Here is a 15,052-nt window from a genome sequence, read left to right as displayed (position 1 = left end):
CCGTTGAATTCCACGCTACTCTACACATAGAATCTCCCGTGCTTCAGCCGAGGGAGTGTTATTTTCAAAGAAAGTCTCGTCATTCTATGAAGTTCTGGAATCAGCACCTAACCACTAAAGTGACTAGTTCCTTCTTACTTTTGTCGTTAGTGACTGTGAGTGTAGTGGGAGGAGTTGCCTTTTTCAGAGCTAGGGAAGCTCTTCAACAAGCCGCTTTTGAGCGACTTCGTGCTCCTGCTAGTCTTAAGGAGGAAGAAATCACCCGTTGGTTTGAAGACCAGCAACGGGACTTTATCCTCATAACTCAGTTTCCAGACATACAAAAGAATCTGGTAGTACTTTTAAATTCTAAAAATTCTGATGTAAATTATCGTAATGCTTTTAATGTTCTCTCCAATTTTATCACAAAAGTAGCGAAAAATCAGCTAAGTTTTCGGGAAATTTACATTCTTGACCGCAGCAATCGAATTATTTTATCTACTGATAAACAGCGTGAAGGTCAATACGAAATTTTAGCCAACATTACTTATATTGAGCAGATTCAGCAGGGAGATTCTTTTGCCCCTATTTTTTATGTTTCGCCTGTGACTGGTAAGCCATCGGTCACCTTCGCAACACCTTTACGTGATGCCTCTGGGGTACGCCAAGGAATTCTGTTAGCTGATTTAAGCTTATACCGAATTGACGAGATTATTCGGGAACATACAGGTTTAGGTAAGAGTGGAGAAAGTTACTTAGTTGGCTCTTTGGTGACTAAAAACTCATTTATTTCCAGAAAGGAAAATAAGAAACAAGAGTTTCCTGATGGAATCAGCAGCAAAGGTATTGATGCAGCAATGAGTGGAATCAGTGGTGAAGGACTCTATAACAATTATGCCGGAGTGCCTGTTATTGGAGTCTACCGCTGGCTTAATGACCAAAACCTTGCTCTGATGGTAGAAATGCAACAGGAAGAAGCGTTTGCCCCAGCTAGCCGACTCGCAGGGACGATTATGTTAGTGGGGTTGGCGTCCGCAGGATTTCTACTGATTGGAGTGTTGGTATTGACGCGACAGTTGAAAATCTATCGCGATCGCTTAGAGAATTATAGCCGTAAATTGGAGGTGAAGGCTCACGAAGCTGAGGCGGCAAATCGTGCAAAAAGTGAATTTTTGGCAAACATGAGTCACGAACTCCGCACTCCTCTCAATACGATTCTCGGCTTCACTCAACTGATGACTCGCGATTCATGTTTGAATCCTTTACAGATGGAAAATTTAGAAATTGTAAGTCGCAGTGGTGAGCATTTGCTGACTTTAATTAATGATGTCTTGTCAATGGCGAAAATTGAGTCAGGTAGAACGACACTGAATGAAAGTAGCTTTGATTTATATCATTTGCTTGACTCTCTTGAAGAGATGTTCCAACTCAAGGCAGAATCTAAGAGATTACAGCTGATATTTGAGCGCAGTTCTGAAGTTCCTAAATATGTGCGAACAGACGAAAGTAAATTACGTCAAGTCTTGATTAATCTCCTTGGTAACGCTATCAAATTTACCCAAGAAGGTGGTGTTGCTGTGCGAGTTAGGAAGAAGGAAGAAAATAAACAACAGCAAGAAGTTTCATCAAAACAAAACTCTCAGATTTCAAATCATAGCTTTGAGCCATATTCCTTGCTTCATTTTGAAGTTGAAGATAGTGGTCCTGGGATTGCACCTGCTGAGATGGAACGATTATTTAAACCTTTTATCCAAACAGAAACAGGTCGAAAGTCTCAGCAAGGAACTGGTTTGGGTTTAACTATTAGCCAACAATTCGTACACTTGATGGGAGGAGATATCACTGTTAGCAGTACATTGGGTGAAGGAACGATTTTTTCTTTTGATATCCAGTGTAGTGCAGCAGAAGGAGCTGAAGTTCAAACTCAACAGCAAAAGCGACGAGTCATTGCTCTAGAACCGAATCAACCCAAGTATCGTATCTTGATAGTGGAAGATAAATGGGAAAATCGTCTACTCTTGGTCAAGACACTAGCAACGCTTGGCTTTGAGGTGCGGGAAGCTGAAAATGGTCAAGAAGGTGTCACTTTGTGGGAAAATTGGGAACCTCACCTGATTTTGATGGATATGCGAATGCCAGTGATGGATGGCTATGAAGCTACCAAACAGATAAAATCCCATTTGAAGGGACAGGCTACCACTATTATTGCTCTGACTGCTAGTGCTTTTGATGAGGAACGAGCGATTGTTTTATCTGCGGGTTGTGATGACTTTGTACGCAAGCCCTTCCGCGAAGAAGTTCTTTTGGAAAAGATGACTGAGTATCTGGGAGTGCGTTATGTCTATGCAGATAGTGATCACTCATCCGCATCTAGCAGTTCGCAACAAGAAAAAACCGAAAGCTACGTGCTGAATGCTAAAAGTTTAAGTGTTATGCCTCCTGAGTGGATAGCACAGCTTTATCAAGCAGCTTTATGCACCGATGAAAAGCAGATTTTTAGCCTACTTGAGCAAATTCCTGAGGAATCAGCCCTCTTGGCAAATGTGCTAGCTGATTTAGTCAATAATTTCCGTATTGATAAAATCATCGATTTAACGCAACCGGACTCATAATGAATGACAATCAAGCTCAGCAGCCTAAAGCAAATATTTTAGTCGTTGATGATACACCAGACAATCTACGACTTTTATCTGCAATGCTGACTCAGTTGGGGTATGAAGTTCGCAGAGTCATTAACGGACAAACAGCGTTAAAGACAACGCAAGCCGCCCCGCCTGACCTTATTTTGCTTGATATTATGATGCCAGATATGAACGGTTATGAAGTCTGTCAACGGCTGAAAGCTTCTGCTTTGACTCGGGATATTCCAGTGATTTTTATCAGTGCCTTAGATGAGGTTCTCGATAAAGTCAAAGCTTTTGCTGTTGGTGGTGTAGATTATATCACAAAACCGTTTAGCGAAGAAGAAGTTTTTGCCCGTGTCGAAAATAATTTAACAATTCGGAGACTGCAAAAGCAACTAACCGAGCAAAATGCACGGTTACAACAAGAAATTAGCGATCGCCAAAAAGCAGAGACAGCACTACGGCTTTCACAGTTTTATCTAGACAGGTGTAAGGATGCTGTCTTTTTTATGAATTTAAATGCTCAGTTTGTCTACGTCAATGAAGCAGCTTGTCAGACTCTAGGCTACTCCCGCGAACAACTGCTAACTATGACTGTCCACGATATTGATCCAAATTTTCCAGCGGCAAATTGGCTGTCACATATGCAAGATTTGAAACAAAGAGGTTGTTATACCTTGGAATCTATTCACATAACTCAAGATGGTCGAGAAATAGAGGTGGAAATTAGCGGTAATTATTTAGAGTTTAACGGTCAAGAATACCTCTGTACTAGTGTTCGCTATATGTCTAATCGTTAATCTGTTCCCAATTATGGATTTAAAATAATAGTCAAATCTAGAATAAAACCAGGTAAAACTTCTTCACCAGAAAGTTGAGGAGGGTTATCAAAAGAGAAATTCAAAACTTCTACATCTTGTCCTGGTCGATAAATTTCTACTAAAGGCGTTTGTGGGTCAATTAACCAACCTAAACTTGCACCATTCTGTTGATATTCTCGCATTTTGGTGCGTAATTTATCTAAAGCATCACTTTCGGAACGCAGTTCAATTACAAAATCAGGACAAATAGGTGGAAAACGCCGTTTTTCATCTTTCGTTAATGCTTCCCAACGTTCTAACTTCACCCAAGCAACATCAGGACAGCGATAAGCACCACTGGGTAATTTAAACTCAGTGGAAGAGTCAAAGACTTTCCCTAACTTGGTTTGACGGTTCCATAAACCGACTTGTACGTTCATATCTGAATTTCTAATTCCGCTTTCTCCGCCTGTTGGGGGCATAATAATTAATTCTCCAGTCTGGGTAAGTTCTAATTGCCAAGGTTCGTTAGCAATGCAGAGTTGATAAAACTGCTCATCGGTTAAACCTACAGCTGGAGGTATGTTTAAGGTGAGGGTTTCCATGATGATGTTTTACGAAAGGGGTTAATTCTATTATCGGATCGCCCTATCATTATAGTTAGTGAGTAGAAAAAGATCCCGCGTTTTTTTCAGACATCTCCCAACCCGTAAAAGTAAAGAATCTGCAGGAGTTAAACTCACAGAAGCATCTGCAGCAGAAACCATGTCACACTAAAATCAAACTACAGATGTAAATCTGGAAAGTTAGATTTCATCTGGCTTGCTTAATTACGAATTACGAACTACAAACTACGAATGAGTATGAATTGGAGTGCTGCATTACCAACCTTTTTCATTACCTTAAGAGAAGGTGTAGAAGCTGCTTTAGTTGTCGGAATCGTCTTTGCTTGTTTACAGCAAGCTGAACAACAAAGATTGCATCGTTGGGTATACCTGGGAGTTCTCAGCGCCACTTTAGCGAGTTTTGTTGTCGGTTTACTACTACATCTAGGAATCCAAGGATTACAGACATCTGATTTACTCTATGCACCTGTTTTTAAGCAACTTTTCGAGGTTGGATTAGGCGTGATTGCGATCGCCATGCTTAGCTGGATGCTAATTTGGATGACGCAACAAGCACGATTTCTCAAAGCCGAAATCACAGGTTCAGTCAAAAGTGCTTTGGATCAAGACAACCGTGCAACTTGGGCGATTTTCAGCTTAATTTTTATTGCTGTATTTCGGGAAGGCTTAGAGACGGCTTTGTTTATTGTCGCGAAGTTTCAAGAAGGCTGGACACCTGTACTTGGGGCAATTGGAGGACTAAGTACAGCAGTTGTCATCGGGATGCTGCTTTTTAAATGGAGCATCCGTATCAATTTAAGCAAATTTTTCCAGGTGATGGGCGTCATGCTGCTGCTAATTGTCTCTGGATTAGTGATTTCTGCACTCCGCCATCTTGATGCTGCGGCGATTGCCTTTAGCCAAATCAATTCTTCTGTTGCTGATATTTGTGGACAAGGAAAGACTTCTTGTCTTTTAGGTCCTCAAATTTGGGATCTTTCTGGTATTTTACCCGACCGACAGTTTCCTGGAATTCTCCTGAAAACTTTATTTGGCTATACCCAAAAGCTGTATCTCCTTCAAGCTGTGGGATATCTCCTTTTTTGGGCGATTGTGGGTAGCCTCTACTTCCGCAGTCTTAGTCAACCTACACAACTAAAGCCAGCAACTAAACTCAATTAACTTCAATTTTTCAACATCAATCTAGAGAAATTTAACTGAGCAGGACAATGTAATATCTAATATTCAAAACATAACAGTTGCAAGATATCTTAATTTGTAGCGTGCTTTAACCAAGTAATACACTCTACAAATTAGATATTTTTTGAATTGGAAGTCTGGTGATAGCCGTTTAAGCTAAAAAAGATTTTTTGCTCTACGATTTTTTACTGACTCTTCGACTCAACCCTAACTTCTGAAATATTCTGCGACGATTGAGAACCACCTTCAATAGAATAACCGAAAGCATCTCTCGCCTCCTTCATGAGACAATAACCAATAAGTCCTGCTGTGAGGACAGTTAAGCCACGATTTTCTAAAGTATGGCTATCTATCAAAATGAAAATACCCAATCCAATCAGAACAAAAGGAACAAGATAACTACCGTAGCTAGTCAAGAGTTTCGCAAGTGTTGGAACTTGCGTAAAGCGATAAGCTGTGTAACACCAAACTGCGACTAATAAAAAGAAGACAAGCAAAATAATTCCTAAATCTTCCCACGTACTGCTGGCGAATAATGAAACGTAAATACTCAGGTTGTCGCCACCGTTAGCGATAGTTACAGCAGCTACCCCGTAAGCTTGGGGAGAAAACAGATTCTTCAGCCAAGAATTTTCCGACTGTTCCGGTTCTATAGCAGTTTCATCCTCATCATTCTGCGGATTGAGTAAACGATTAATGCCAATTGCAATTGGAGCTGTACCCAAAAGTCCAATCCAAGCTTCTGGGAAAAGTCTACCACCAAAGAAACTGGGTAAACTGGCAAGTACCAAAGCTGTAAAACCGAGATACTGTCCGACAACAATATGTTGATGTCGGAAGGTTGCATTGACTTGTGAGAAAAACAATAGCAAAACGACAATATCATCTAAGTTTGTAGCAGTAAAAGCTGCAAATCCAGTTGAAATTGCACTAAGAAAGTTATCCATTTCAGTTGTGTTATTGAATCAAAATTGAATCAAAGAGGTACATTTAGTTCTTGAAAAGTGCAGTTGTCAGTTCAGAGCGAGATTCGACTCTATTTTGTTCGGGGTTGTTCTGAGCTGCTTTCACAATTTCATCTAACTCTAATTGAAAGAGTCTTGTATTCTCACCACCACCGGCTGAAATCCAAGGTAACCTACCATCCCATCTGGCTATAGCTTGTCGTTGTAAAATGGCTGGTGTTAGCGTCTCCATTATTAATCGATGTGCTTCAGCTTCTCCTTTAGCTAAATTCACTTTCGCTCTTGCTTCTTTTTCTGCCTTGATAGCAAGAAAACCTGCGCGTTTAGCTTCTTGTTCAGCAATTTGTTTTGCTTCTACAGCACTATTAAACTGCATTGAAAAATGAATATCCACCAAAGAAATATCATCTATTTCTATGTCATAGGCTCCTAAACGAGATGTCAAGGCTTTATCCACCTCAGCTTTAACTTGTCCTCGTGTCGTGATAATTTCTTCCGCTGTATACATTGCCATCACTGCCTTCAGCACTTCTTTCACGGCTGGTTGAATGATACGATAGACAATAGCTTCTTGATTTCCAATACGCTGAAAAATGACGTTAGCTTTTTCGGGAATAATGTGCCAATTCAAAGCCACATCAGTATAGACATCTTGAAGATCACGAGAAGAAGCTTTAGTGGAAATCTCTTGATTTTGAACTCGAACACTCAACTTTTCGACTGTGTACACAATCGGGATAACTGGGTGAATTCCTTCTCCTAGAATCTCCGGTTGCACCTCACCAAACCGCATAAGCACTCCTCGCTGTCCAGAATCAACAATGACAAAGAAGCTAGAGATGATAGTCAAAATTAACAGCAACAAAACAATTCTTACAACTGCCTGGATATCCTTATTTGGCTTTGGAACTGAATGTTGACTGCTAATGTTCGTTATAGATTCTATGTTCATAATTTCAGTTTATAAAGCAGAAAAACATTCTTGATACAAATTAAGGTTATCTCTTGTTGTTTGCATACCACTTAATATTCAATCTCTTTGAATTTCTGCTACAACACGTCTAGAGAATCCCCAAGTAAACAGAAGCACAATCAGTGTTAGCATCATCCATTGAGGTGGTACATGGTCTGGTATCAATGCTTTAAACATCAATCTGACACCTACAGCAAACACAGTCAAATAAGCAGCATCCAGTAAATAAGTGAACTCTGAAATCCAGCGCACAAACAAACCAGCCATGAATCGTAGCGTGATAATACCAAGAGTGCAACCAGTCAGAACTAACCATGTTTCACTAGAGACTGCAACTGCAGCAGTCACGCTATCCAGAGAAAACGCTAAATCTGTCACAGCAATCAAGAGAATAACTTGCCCAAATGTACAATTTTTATCTTTTTGGGAATCACCAATTTGTTCTTCTACAGCATCCGGGTAAAAATAATTCCAAAAGTGCTTTCCTGACAACCACAACAGGTAAAGTGCGCCACCTAATTCAAACTGCCAAAACTGAATCACCCAAGTTGCAGTAAATAACAACCCAATCCGGAGAACAAAGGCAATAATTAACCCCCAATTCAATGCTTGACGCTGCTGTTCTGGTTCTTCAACGTCTTGAACTAATGCTGCTAAAGCGACAGCGTTGTCAGCAGAAAGAACAGTTTCTAATGCAACAAGTATCAGTAAAATCCCAAATGTTCTTAAAGAAAAGTCCGTACTTAAGTGTCCAGTTAACTGTTCTAACATCACTGTTTCTCTGTAGTTGTAACGCCAAGCGATCAGTTGATTCAGATAATCAGAATTTTTTTGAAAAGGCAGAGAGCGGAATTTAAAATTCAGAAAACTTTTGATTTCAGCCCTCTGCTATTTATTTATGAATAACTGGTGAATGCCACACCCTGGTCATTCAAAATGAAGAACTTTTTTTATTTTGCTAGCGCAGAACCATCGGGCATACTTTGAATTTTGAACTTTGTTAGCGCAGCGGGACGCAGTCCCGGATTGAATTTTGAATTTAAAAGCACCGAGGGTCAAAATTTCGGTTTAATCGCTCTCTTCACTGGTGAGTGTGCTAGGAATTCGGGAATCAACAAACGTCTGTGATACATTCGGGATAAACCAGTTCATCTTGTCAGGATTCACGACTTTGGCAGATGGGACATTGAATTCCCACTCAGAAGTTTCTGAATTTTTCTTCACTAAAAGTTGTGTACCATCTGTAATTTGGACTGCTGTCGCACCAGTATTTTCCAATCCTGCTACTTTGACATCACTTGGTAGATAAACACCCTGACAATCCCATCCATCTGGTGTAGTTTGATCGTTTGCTAAGAAGTAAAGTTGATTGTCATAGGAAGACTTAGACTTTTCACCTAAAGGACCATAAATAGCTAATGTTTCACCGGTTTTATTACTGCATTGTCCCCAAGTAACTCCTGACTCGATGGCTGCTTTTTGAAGTTGTAATTCATCAATTTGGCGTTGCACATCTTCAGGTATTGTAACTTCTGCATTTTTCTGCAATTTCTCAAGAGCTTTTGTGACTTCAATGTAATCAGGATTTTTGCTGAATTTAGGTCTATCTGCCCAAGAAGGCTGGGCAATAACCAGATTAACCAACATGACTACAATGACAAGAGTAATTTTCAGAAATTTCATCGTCTTTTCTCCTTTGAAAAATATAGGTGTTTTTGGAATATTTGGCAGCTTTTAACAAGTTTACATGAAATTTTCTAGCGTTTCACTCATTTGATTTTGATTAATATCTTAATGAGTTATACTTTTTGCTTAGGTCTATGTAAAAGACTAGTTTCACTTTAAGTTTCCTAGTCGATAAAATCAAATATTATTATTTTTGATAATCATAAATAAAAATGATTCATGAAAGTCATCACAGTCCTACCTCAGGCTAAAGTCAATTGTTCAAGACGCTTCATCATAAGCTACCAATGTCATAGACTCCAACAGACTGAGTTACGAGAAGAGACTTCAAACAGTACAACGCACAGTATGCTTCTTTTTGTCAAGCTTGCGTAAAATTACTTTACATTCTAGATTAATTCCATTTTTATCAACAGTTATAGATGTATACCATAATCCTTAACAATAAACAATGGTGAGACATTCATCACTTATATTTATTGATTTGAAAATAAATAACGTTTGCTTCTATCTACAAAGTTACTTAAAGTGAAAATAAATAAACAAGTTGATAATTAAATCACTTGCACAGACTCATAATATAGTAGTTAAAGTAGTTCGCAAAGCGAAGTAAGCACGACTCATAACATTCCTAAAAGCAAATTCATAAAAGCAATTGTTTTTGAAAACACTAAATGAGTACGTTAATAACTATAACCTCCACTGGTGTAGCTGCCTTTTTGATTACTAACCTTGATGACCTAGTTATTCTTACCCTTCTATTTGCTCAAGTAAATACTACATTTCGTCATCGTCAGATTGTACTAGGGCAGTATCTTGGTTTTACAGTGTTAGTTACTATTAGTCTGGCGGGATTTTTTGGAAGCTTAATCTTGCCAAGTGTTTGGATGGATATCTCCGGTTTTCTTCCCATTGCTATAGGTCTGAATCGCTTAGTCAATTTGAATGAAGATAATTTCAATAAACACTTAGCAACGTCATCTTCTCTTTCTGTTCCTATCCGTGGTTTATTGTCTCCTGAAATATACAGTGTAGCCGCTGTTACCGTTGGAATTGGTGGTGATAATATTGGAATCTATGCGCCGTTGTTTGCCAACATTAAATTAACAAGTTTGCTAGTCATTTTGAGTGTATTTTTTGTATTAGTTGCAGTCTTGTGTTACGCAGCTTATTTATTAGCTCACCAAAAAGCAATAGCCTTCATTATCAAGCGCTACGGTAACTCGCTCGTCCCATTTATTTTAATTGGTTTAGGTATTTACATTGCCTTGGACAACTTCACGCTAGCACTGTTTTCGGTTGTAGTTGTGTCTCTTGGATGGATGAGTTATGACAGGCTACGCCTTCCTTCAACTGAAGCATAAAGTTGACAAATCTGGATTGTTAGCTCTGAATGATTCAAATGGAGAGTGAGAAAGTGTTAGCGTTTGCGCAGTGCCTCCTACGGGGCACTTCGTGCTGTAGGCTGGAAGTGTTAGCGTTTGCGCAGCGCCTCCTGAGGAGTGGTTCGTGCCATAGGCTGGGAAAGTATTGAACGGTTTTTTTCAAAGTCAAAAAATGCATTTTCTCAGCGTAACAGTTTACGATTGACATCTCTAGGCTTTTTACGTTCAAATTTTGAAAAAATTAATTTGATGATTTTGATAAATAAGAATATTTGATTGAATTAAAGATGCTTGGATATAGTAGACTAAACAATCTAATTCGTTAAACAAACTTTTCCCGCGAAATAACTAAGTTGTCAGTGGAAAAGAGTCTTTCTTGTCAAAAAGGAGAAAAATCGTGAAAATATTCAAGGCAATTCTGGTATTTCTTTTCCTGCTAGTCAATCTAGTTATTGCTCAGCCCTCATTTGCAGATCCAATTGCGGAAAAGAGTCCTGAGTATGCCCAACTCACTCAACAACTTAATCAACTTTTACAGGGAAGGAGTGACCCGTCAGCAGTTGGTTATAATACTGCAGAGGAACTTCAGAAGAAAATCTCTGATTTGCAGTTCCAAAAATATATTATGGAAAGCTCTGAAGACTGGGGCGTTTGCCGTAATGAAACTGGAAAGACACTCGCTGTTTACGCTCACAAACCCAGCAAATATGGCTCTTCTGCTAACACCCTCTTTTACCTAGGAAATGGTCAAAAGACAGACGATGAGTGGGATTGTGATGGCATTTACCTACCAAGTGGTGTGAATGTCGCTGGTGTAAAGGTTCCCGTTGCAGAAAATCAAGAGCAAGTTGGAGAAAATCAAGAGCAACAGTTAGGACAGCCTTTATTTGTGAAGATAGTCGATGGAACTCAATTAGTTGCTAGAACCAACGCATTAACTGGCGAAATCGAGTTGAATGCTCCTTCTGCTGGTGTTGTCCCAGCAAGCGAGCTAAATCCGGTAACTCCGAATTTATCTCAAGCGCAAATTGACGCACAAGTTCCCAACGCACCGATTGATTAGTTTAACAGTTATCAGTTATCAGTTATCAGTACTTGTTACTCATAACCTTGATAACTGTTTACTGTTCACTGTTCACTGATTTAGGGGTGCAAGAGATTTTCAGACAATAAAGCTTTTTTTAGAGCAATACGGTTCAGATAAGCTTACAGGCAAACAGCCTACAGCGACTCACTGAACCGTATTATTTTTTAGCGTCTTCCTCCCTGAATCTTGTCAAAAATCGCTCCATCCGCAAAGAACTTCTTCTGAACTGCGTCCCAGCCACCGAAGTTTGCCACTGTGTAAAGCTTACCAATCTTGGGAAACTGCTTTTGTGTTTCGCCGGCTACTGTGTTGTCAACAGGGCGAAACCCGACTTTGGCAAATTCCCGCTGTGCTTCTGGTGTATATAGAAACTTGACAAAGGCTTCTGCGACTTGCCGAGTACCGCGTTTATCCACTATCTTGTCTACCACAGCAACTGGATTGTCAATAGAAATGTTGACTTGAGGAATCACTACGGGATGGTCAGATTCACCTTTTTGTTTAGCTAAAATCTCCTCATTCTCATAGTTCAATAGCACGTCTCCCTGATTTCGCTTGTAAAAAGTATCACTAGCTTCCCGCGCATCTTTGGGCAACACAGCAGCGTTTCTGTAGACTTTAGTGACGTAATCGAGGGCTTTTGCGTCATCCCCTCCTGATTGAGTGATTGCACCCCACAGTCCCAAGAAGTTCCAACGGGCACCTCCAGATGTTTTGGGATTGGCAGTGATGACACTGACTCCCGGTTTCACCAAGTCATTCCAATCACGAATTTGTTTTGGATTGCCTTTACGAGTTACCAGCGCAACCACCGACTTGGTGACAATCCCATTGTTAGGAACTTCTTTTTCCCAACCGGGAGAGATTAACCCTGCTTTCTGGATTTGGTTCACGTCACTTCCTAACGCCAGCGCCACCACATCTGCTTCTAAGCCATCAATGACTGCTCGTGTTTGAGAACCGGAACCGCCGTAACTCTCCCGAAAAGTGACATCCTGCTTGCGCTCTTGCTTCCATTTTTTTACAAATTGAGGAATGATTTTTGAGTAAGCCTCTTTAGTCACAGCGTAGGAAACCAGAGTTAATTCAGCTGGTTTGTTCTGAGTGATCAGCTCAGGTTTGCTGCTAGAAGGTGAGTTTCGCGAGGTAATTCCTCCATAGACAGGTACGACTGCACTGACGCTTAAACCTGCAGCAATAATCAGGGTACGGGCGCGGGTTGAAGACTTTTGCCAAGGCTGTGACCAAGACGAACAAGCTTTGAATAGACGCATCATTTAGAACTCCTCCACCAAAATACGGTTATTTGATTTAAAAATCGTATTTTCTTGATTAATACAATTCCATAGATGAATGAAAAAATCAAGTCTCTGTGCTACTTCATATTCATCTGATCAACTGATTTGTTCAGATTAAGTGTGGTAAAGCCATTACTGTCATCAGATGTTCTGACTTGAGACAGTTAGGAACATCCCCAAGCTTCTACAAAATTGAAGAGCGAATTTTTGTAGAATGAAACATTAGTACCAGATCAATTGAGCAATTCTGGATTATCTTGAACCCAGCCATTAGTCTAAAATTCAGAGTTTCAACATCCATGTGCCAACTGCTGGGAATGAATTGCAATGTACCAACTGATATTTGCTTTTCCTTTGAAGGCTTTTCAACGCGGGGAGGCAAAACTGATGACCATTGTGATGGTTGGGGGATTGCTTTTTTTGAGGGAAGAGGATGCAGATTTTTTTTAGATGCCAAACCCTCTGTTTTCTCTCCCGTCGCTGAGTTTGTGCGAAACTATCCTATCCACTCCACTCATGTGATTGCTCATATCCGCAAAGCCACTCAAGGCAAAATAGCTTTAGAAAACTGCCATCCCTTTCGACGTGAATTGTGGGGAAGGTACTGGGTTTTTGCTCACAATGGAGATTTGAAAGATTTTCATCCCAAGGACTTTAGTTTTTATCAACCTGTAGGCAACACGGATAGTGAAAAAGCTTTTTGTCTCATACTAGATAGATTGCGAGAATATTTCCCTCAAAGCAAGCCTCCTTTGGAGAAACTTTACTCAGTACTTGCGGAAATCACTCAAACACTAGCTGAGCATGGTACTTTTAACTACTTGCTTTCGGATGGAGAACACTTCTTTGCTCACTGCTCAACAAACCTTTGCTACATCGTACGTCAAGCACCTTTCGCAGCGGCTCATTTAATTGACCAAGACTTAACTGTTGATTTTAGTGAATTGACGACTCCGAGCGATCGCGTTGCTGTCATCGCCACCACTCCTCTAACTGACAACGAAGTTTGGACGCAAATCCAACCTGGAGAACTGCTAATCTTTCAAGATGGCTTACCTCATAGGTTTATATAACTAGTTCCTCAAACAACTCCTACAACAACAATAGCATCCAAAATCGGATTCAAAAATCTTCACTTTTTCTCTCAAGAAAGTGATGAATTTCTCTTGCATTTTCGGCGAAATCTATGTATTATCTCTCACAATGAGATAGAAATACGGTTTACTTACCAATATGCCGTAAAATGTTAGGGAAAGATAACATGAGTTTTTGGCAGCTTATCTTGGAATCAGGGCAAATATTTATAAGAATTGCTAAGAAATTTAGGTTGAATTCTGTCAAAAGCTTTCTATCACTCTTTTTGGTGGGAGTGAGTTTGAGTCTGGCGATCGCAGCTTGTTCTGGTGGTGCAGGTGATACCTCTGGTAGCACTGATGCAGGTGGTTCTGCTGCAAGCCCTGTGGCTGCGAATAAGCAGGATGTTAAACTAACTCTTGTTTCTTTTGCTGTCACAAAAGTAGCTCACGACGCGATTATTCCAAAATTTGTGGAACAGTGGAAGAAAGAGCGTAACCAGAATGTGACCGTTGAGCAAAGCTATGGAGGATCTGGTTCTCAAACTCGTGCTGTCATCGATGGTTTGGAAGCAGATATTGTTCACTTAGCACTTGGCTTAGATGTAGGCAATATTCAGAAGGCTGGCTTAATTGAATCAGGATGGGAGAAGGAATTCCCCAACAATAGCATTGTCTCAAAATCTGTTGCTGCATTAATCACTCGTCCAGGTAATCCAAAAGGACTCAAAACTTGGGCAGATTTGGGAAAAGACGGTGTACAACTGATTACCGCTGACCCCAAAACTTCTGGAATCGCTCGTTGGAATTTCCTAGCGCTTTGGAATTCCGTGATTAAAACTGGTGGAGGAGAAGACAAAGCGCTGGACTTTGTAACCAAAGTTTACAGAAATGTCCCTGTCTTGACAAAAGATGCTCGTGAAGCAACTGATATCTTCGCCAAGCGAAATCAAGGAGATGCACTAATCAACTACGAGAACGAGGTTGTTCTAGCACAACAGAAAGGCGAAAAATTAGATTACGTTATTCCTGATATAAACATCTCCATCGACAACCCAATCGCAATTGTAGATAAGAACGTCGATAAACACGGTACTCGAGAAGTTGCTGAAGCTTTTGTCAAGTTCCTCTACACACCAGAAGCACAGCAGGAGTTTGCCAAAGTCGGATTCCGACCAGTAGAGGAAACTCCACGGACCAAGGAACTTGCAAGCAAATATCCCAAGGTCAAAAATCTAGGTACAGTTCAAGATTACGGTGGCTGGGATTCTGTTCAGAAGAAATTTTTTGAGGATGGGGCTATTTTTGACAAAATTCAAACAAAAAGATAAATCTTCTTGACTCACTCGTACAACAAGTCAAAAGTCAAAAGTGAGC

Annotated in this window: 13 protein-coding genes; 7 read left to right on the top strand and 6 right to left on the bottom strand. The window is 40.2% G+C overall.

The features are described from left to right. Positions 1-86 precede the first annotated feature (86 nt). On the top strand, positions 87-2,591 hold the full coding sequence (locus DP117_RS01855) for a hybrid sensor histidine kinase/response regulator (protein ID WP_169216635.1): 2,505 nt from the start codon (positions 87-89) through the stop codon (positions 2,589-2,591). After that, positions 2,591-3,403, top strand: a complete 813-nt coding sequence (locus tag DP117_RS01850) for a response regulator (protein WP_169216634.1) — start codon at positions 2,591-2,593, stop codon at positions 3,401-3,403. Before DP117_RS01855 ends, DP117_RS01850 begins: the two co-directional genes overlap by 1 nt. 11 nt (positions 3,404-3,414) lie before the next feature. Here DP117_RS01850 and DP117_RS01845 read toward each other — a convergent pair whose 3' ends face one another. Next, positions 3,415-4,008 (bottom strand): Uma2 family endonuclease, encoded by a 594-nt coding sequence (locus DP117_RS01845; RefSeq protein ID WP_169216633.1) that lies wholly within the window; start codon positions 4,006-4,008, stop codon positions 3,415-3,417. Positions 4,009-4,260: 252 nt separating this feature from the next. On the opposite strand from DP117_RS01845, the gene DP117_RS01840 reads away from it, so the two are divergent. Continuing rightward, entirely contained in the window at positions 4,261-5,190 is a 930-nt protein-coding gene (locus DP117_RS01840) for an FTR1 family protein (RefSeq protein ID WP_248277486.1), read from the top strand. Positions 5,191-5,393: 203 nt separating this feature from the next. On the opposite strand, the gene DP117_RS01835 is transcribed toward DP117_RS01840, so the two are convergent. The 4 genes from DP117_RS01835 to DP117_RS01820 all read right to left on the bottom strand — a co-directional run bounded on the left by DP117_RS01835 (position 5,394) and on the right by DP117_RS01820 (position 8,829). Then, positions 5,394-6,155 (bottom strand): cadmium resistance transporter, encoded by a 762-nt coding sequence (locus tag DP117_RS01835; RefSeq protein WP_169216632.1) that lies wholly within the window; start codon positions 6,153-6,155, stop codon positions 5,394-5,396. A 43-nt stretch (positions 6,156-6,198) separates the two neighbouring features. Then, positions 6,199-7,125 carry a prohibitin family protein gene (locus DP117_RS01830; RefSeq protein ID WP_169216631.1) on the bottom strand — a complete coding sequence of 309 codons (927 nt, stop codon included), beginning with the start codon at positions 7,123-7,125 and terminating at the stop codon, positions 6,199-6,201. A 78-nt stretch (positions 7,126-7,203) separates the two neighbouring features. Beyond that, complete coding sequence (locus DP117_RS01825) at positions 7,204-7,917, bottom strand: DUF475 domain-containing protein (protein WP_169216630.1); 714 nt, start codon at positions 7,915-7,917, stop codon at positions 7,204-7,206. 297 nt (positions 7,918-8,214) lie between these two features. Continuing rightward, complete coding sequence (locus DP117_RS01820; protein WP_169216629.1) at positions 8,215-8,829, bottom strand: hypothetical protein; 615 nt, start codon at positions 8,827-8,829, stop codon at positions 8,215-8,217. Between the two features lie 677 nt (positions 8,830-9,506). On the opposite strand from DP117_RS01820, the gene DP117_RS01815 reads away from it, so the two are divergent. Both DP117_RS01815 and DP117_RS01810 read left to right on the top strand, forming a co-directional pair. Then, positions 9,507-10,196: a cadmium resistance transporter gene (locus tag DP117_RS01815; RefSeq protein WP_169216628.1), complete on the top strand. Its 690-nt coding sequence runs from the start codon at positions 9,507-9,509 to the stop codon at positions 10,194-10,196. Positions 10,197-10,614: 418 nt separating this feature from the next. Beyond that, complete coding sequence (locus DP117_RS01810) at positions 10,615-11,280, top strand: hypothetical protein (protein WP_169216627.1); 666 nt, start codon at positions 10,615-10,617, stop codon at positions 11,278-11,280. A gap of 188 nt (positions 11,281-11,468) precedes the next feature. On the opposite strand, the gene DP117_RS01805 is transcribed toward DP117_RS01810, so the two are convergent. Then, a complete protein-coding gene (locus DP117_RS01805) occupies positions 11,469-12,581 on the bottom strand; it encodes a sulfate ABC transporter substrate-binding protein (protein WP_248277485.1) in 1,113 nt (370 codons plus the stop codon). Between the two features lie 320 nt (positions 12,582-12,901). Here DP117_RS01805 and DP117_RS01800 point away from each other — a divergent pair, with 320 nt between their 5' ends. Together DP117_RS01800 and DP117_RS01795 are read left to right on the top strand one after the other, a co-directional pair. Next, positions 12,902-13,675: a class II glutamine amidotransferase gene (locus tag DP117_RS01800; RefSeq protein ID WP_169216626.1), complete on the top strand. Its 774-nt coding sequence runs from the start codon at positions 12,902-12,904 to the stop codon at positions 13,673-13,675. Positions 13,676-13,863: 188 nt separating this feature from the next. Next, positions 13,864-15,006 (top strand): sulfate ABC transporter substrate-binding protein, encoded by a 1,143-nt coding sequence (locus DP117_RS01795; protein ID WP_169216625.1) that lies wholly within the window; start codon positions 13,864-13,866, stop codon positions 15,004-15,006. Positions 15,007-15,052 lie beyond the last annotated feature (46 nt).

Origin of the sequence: Brasilonema sp. UFV-L1 (assembly GCF_012912105.1) — a bacterium.
GTDB lineage: Bacteria > Cyanobacteriota > Cyanobacteriia > Cyanobacteriales > Nostocaceae > Brasilonema.
This window is presented reverse-complemented; position numbering and strand designations above follow the sequence as displayed.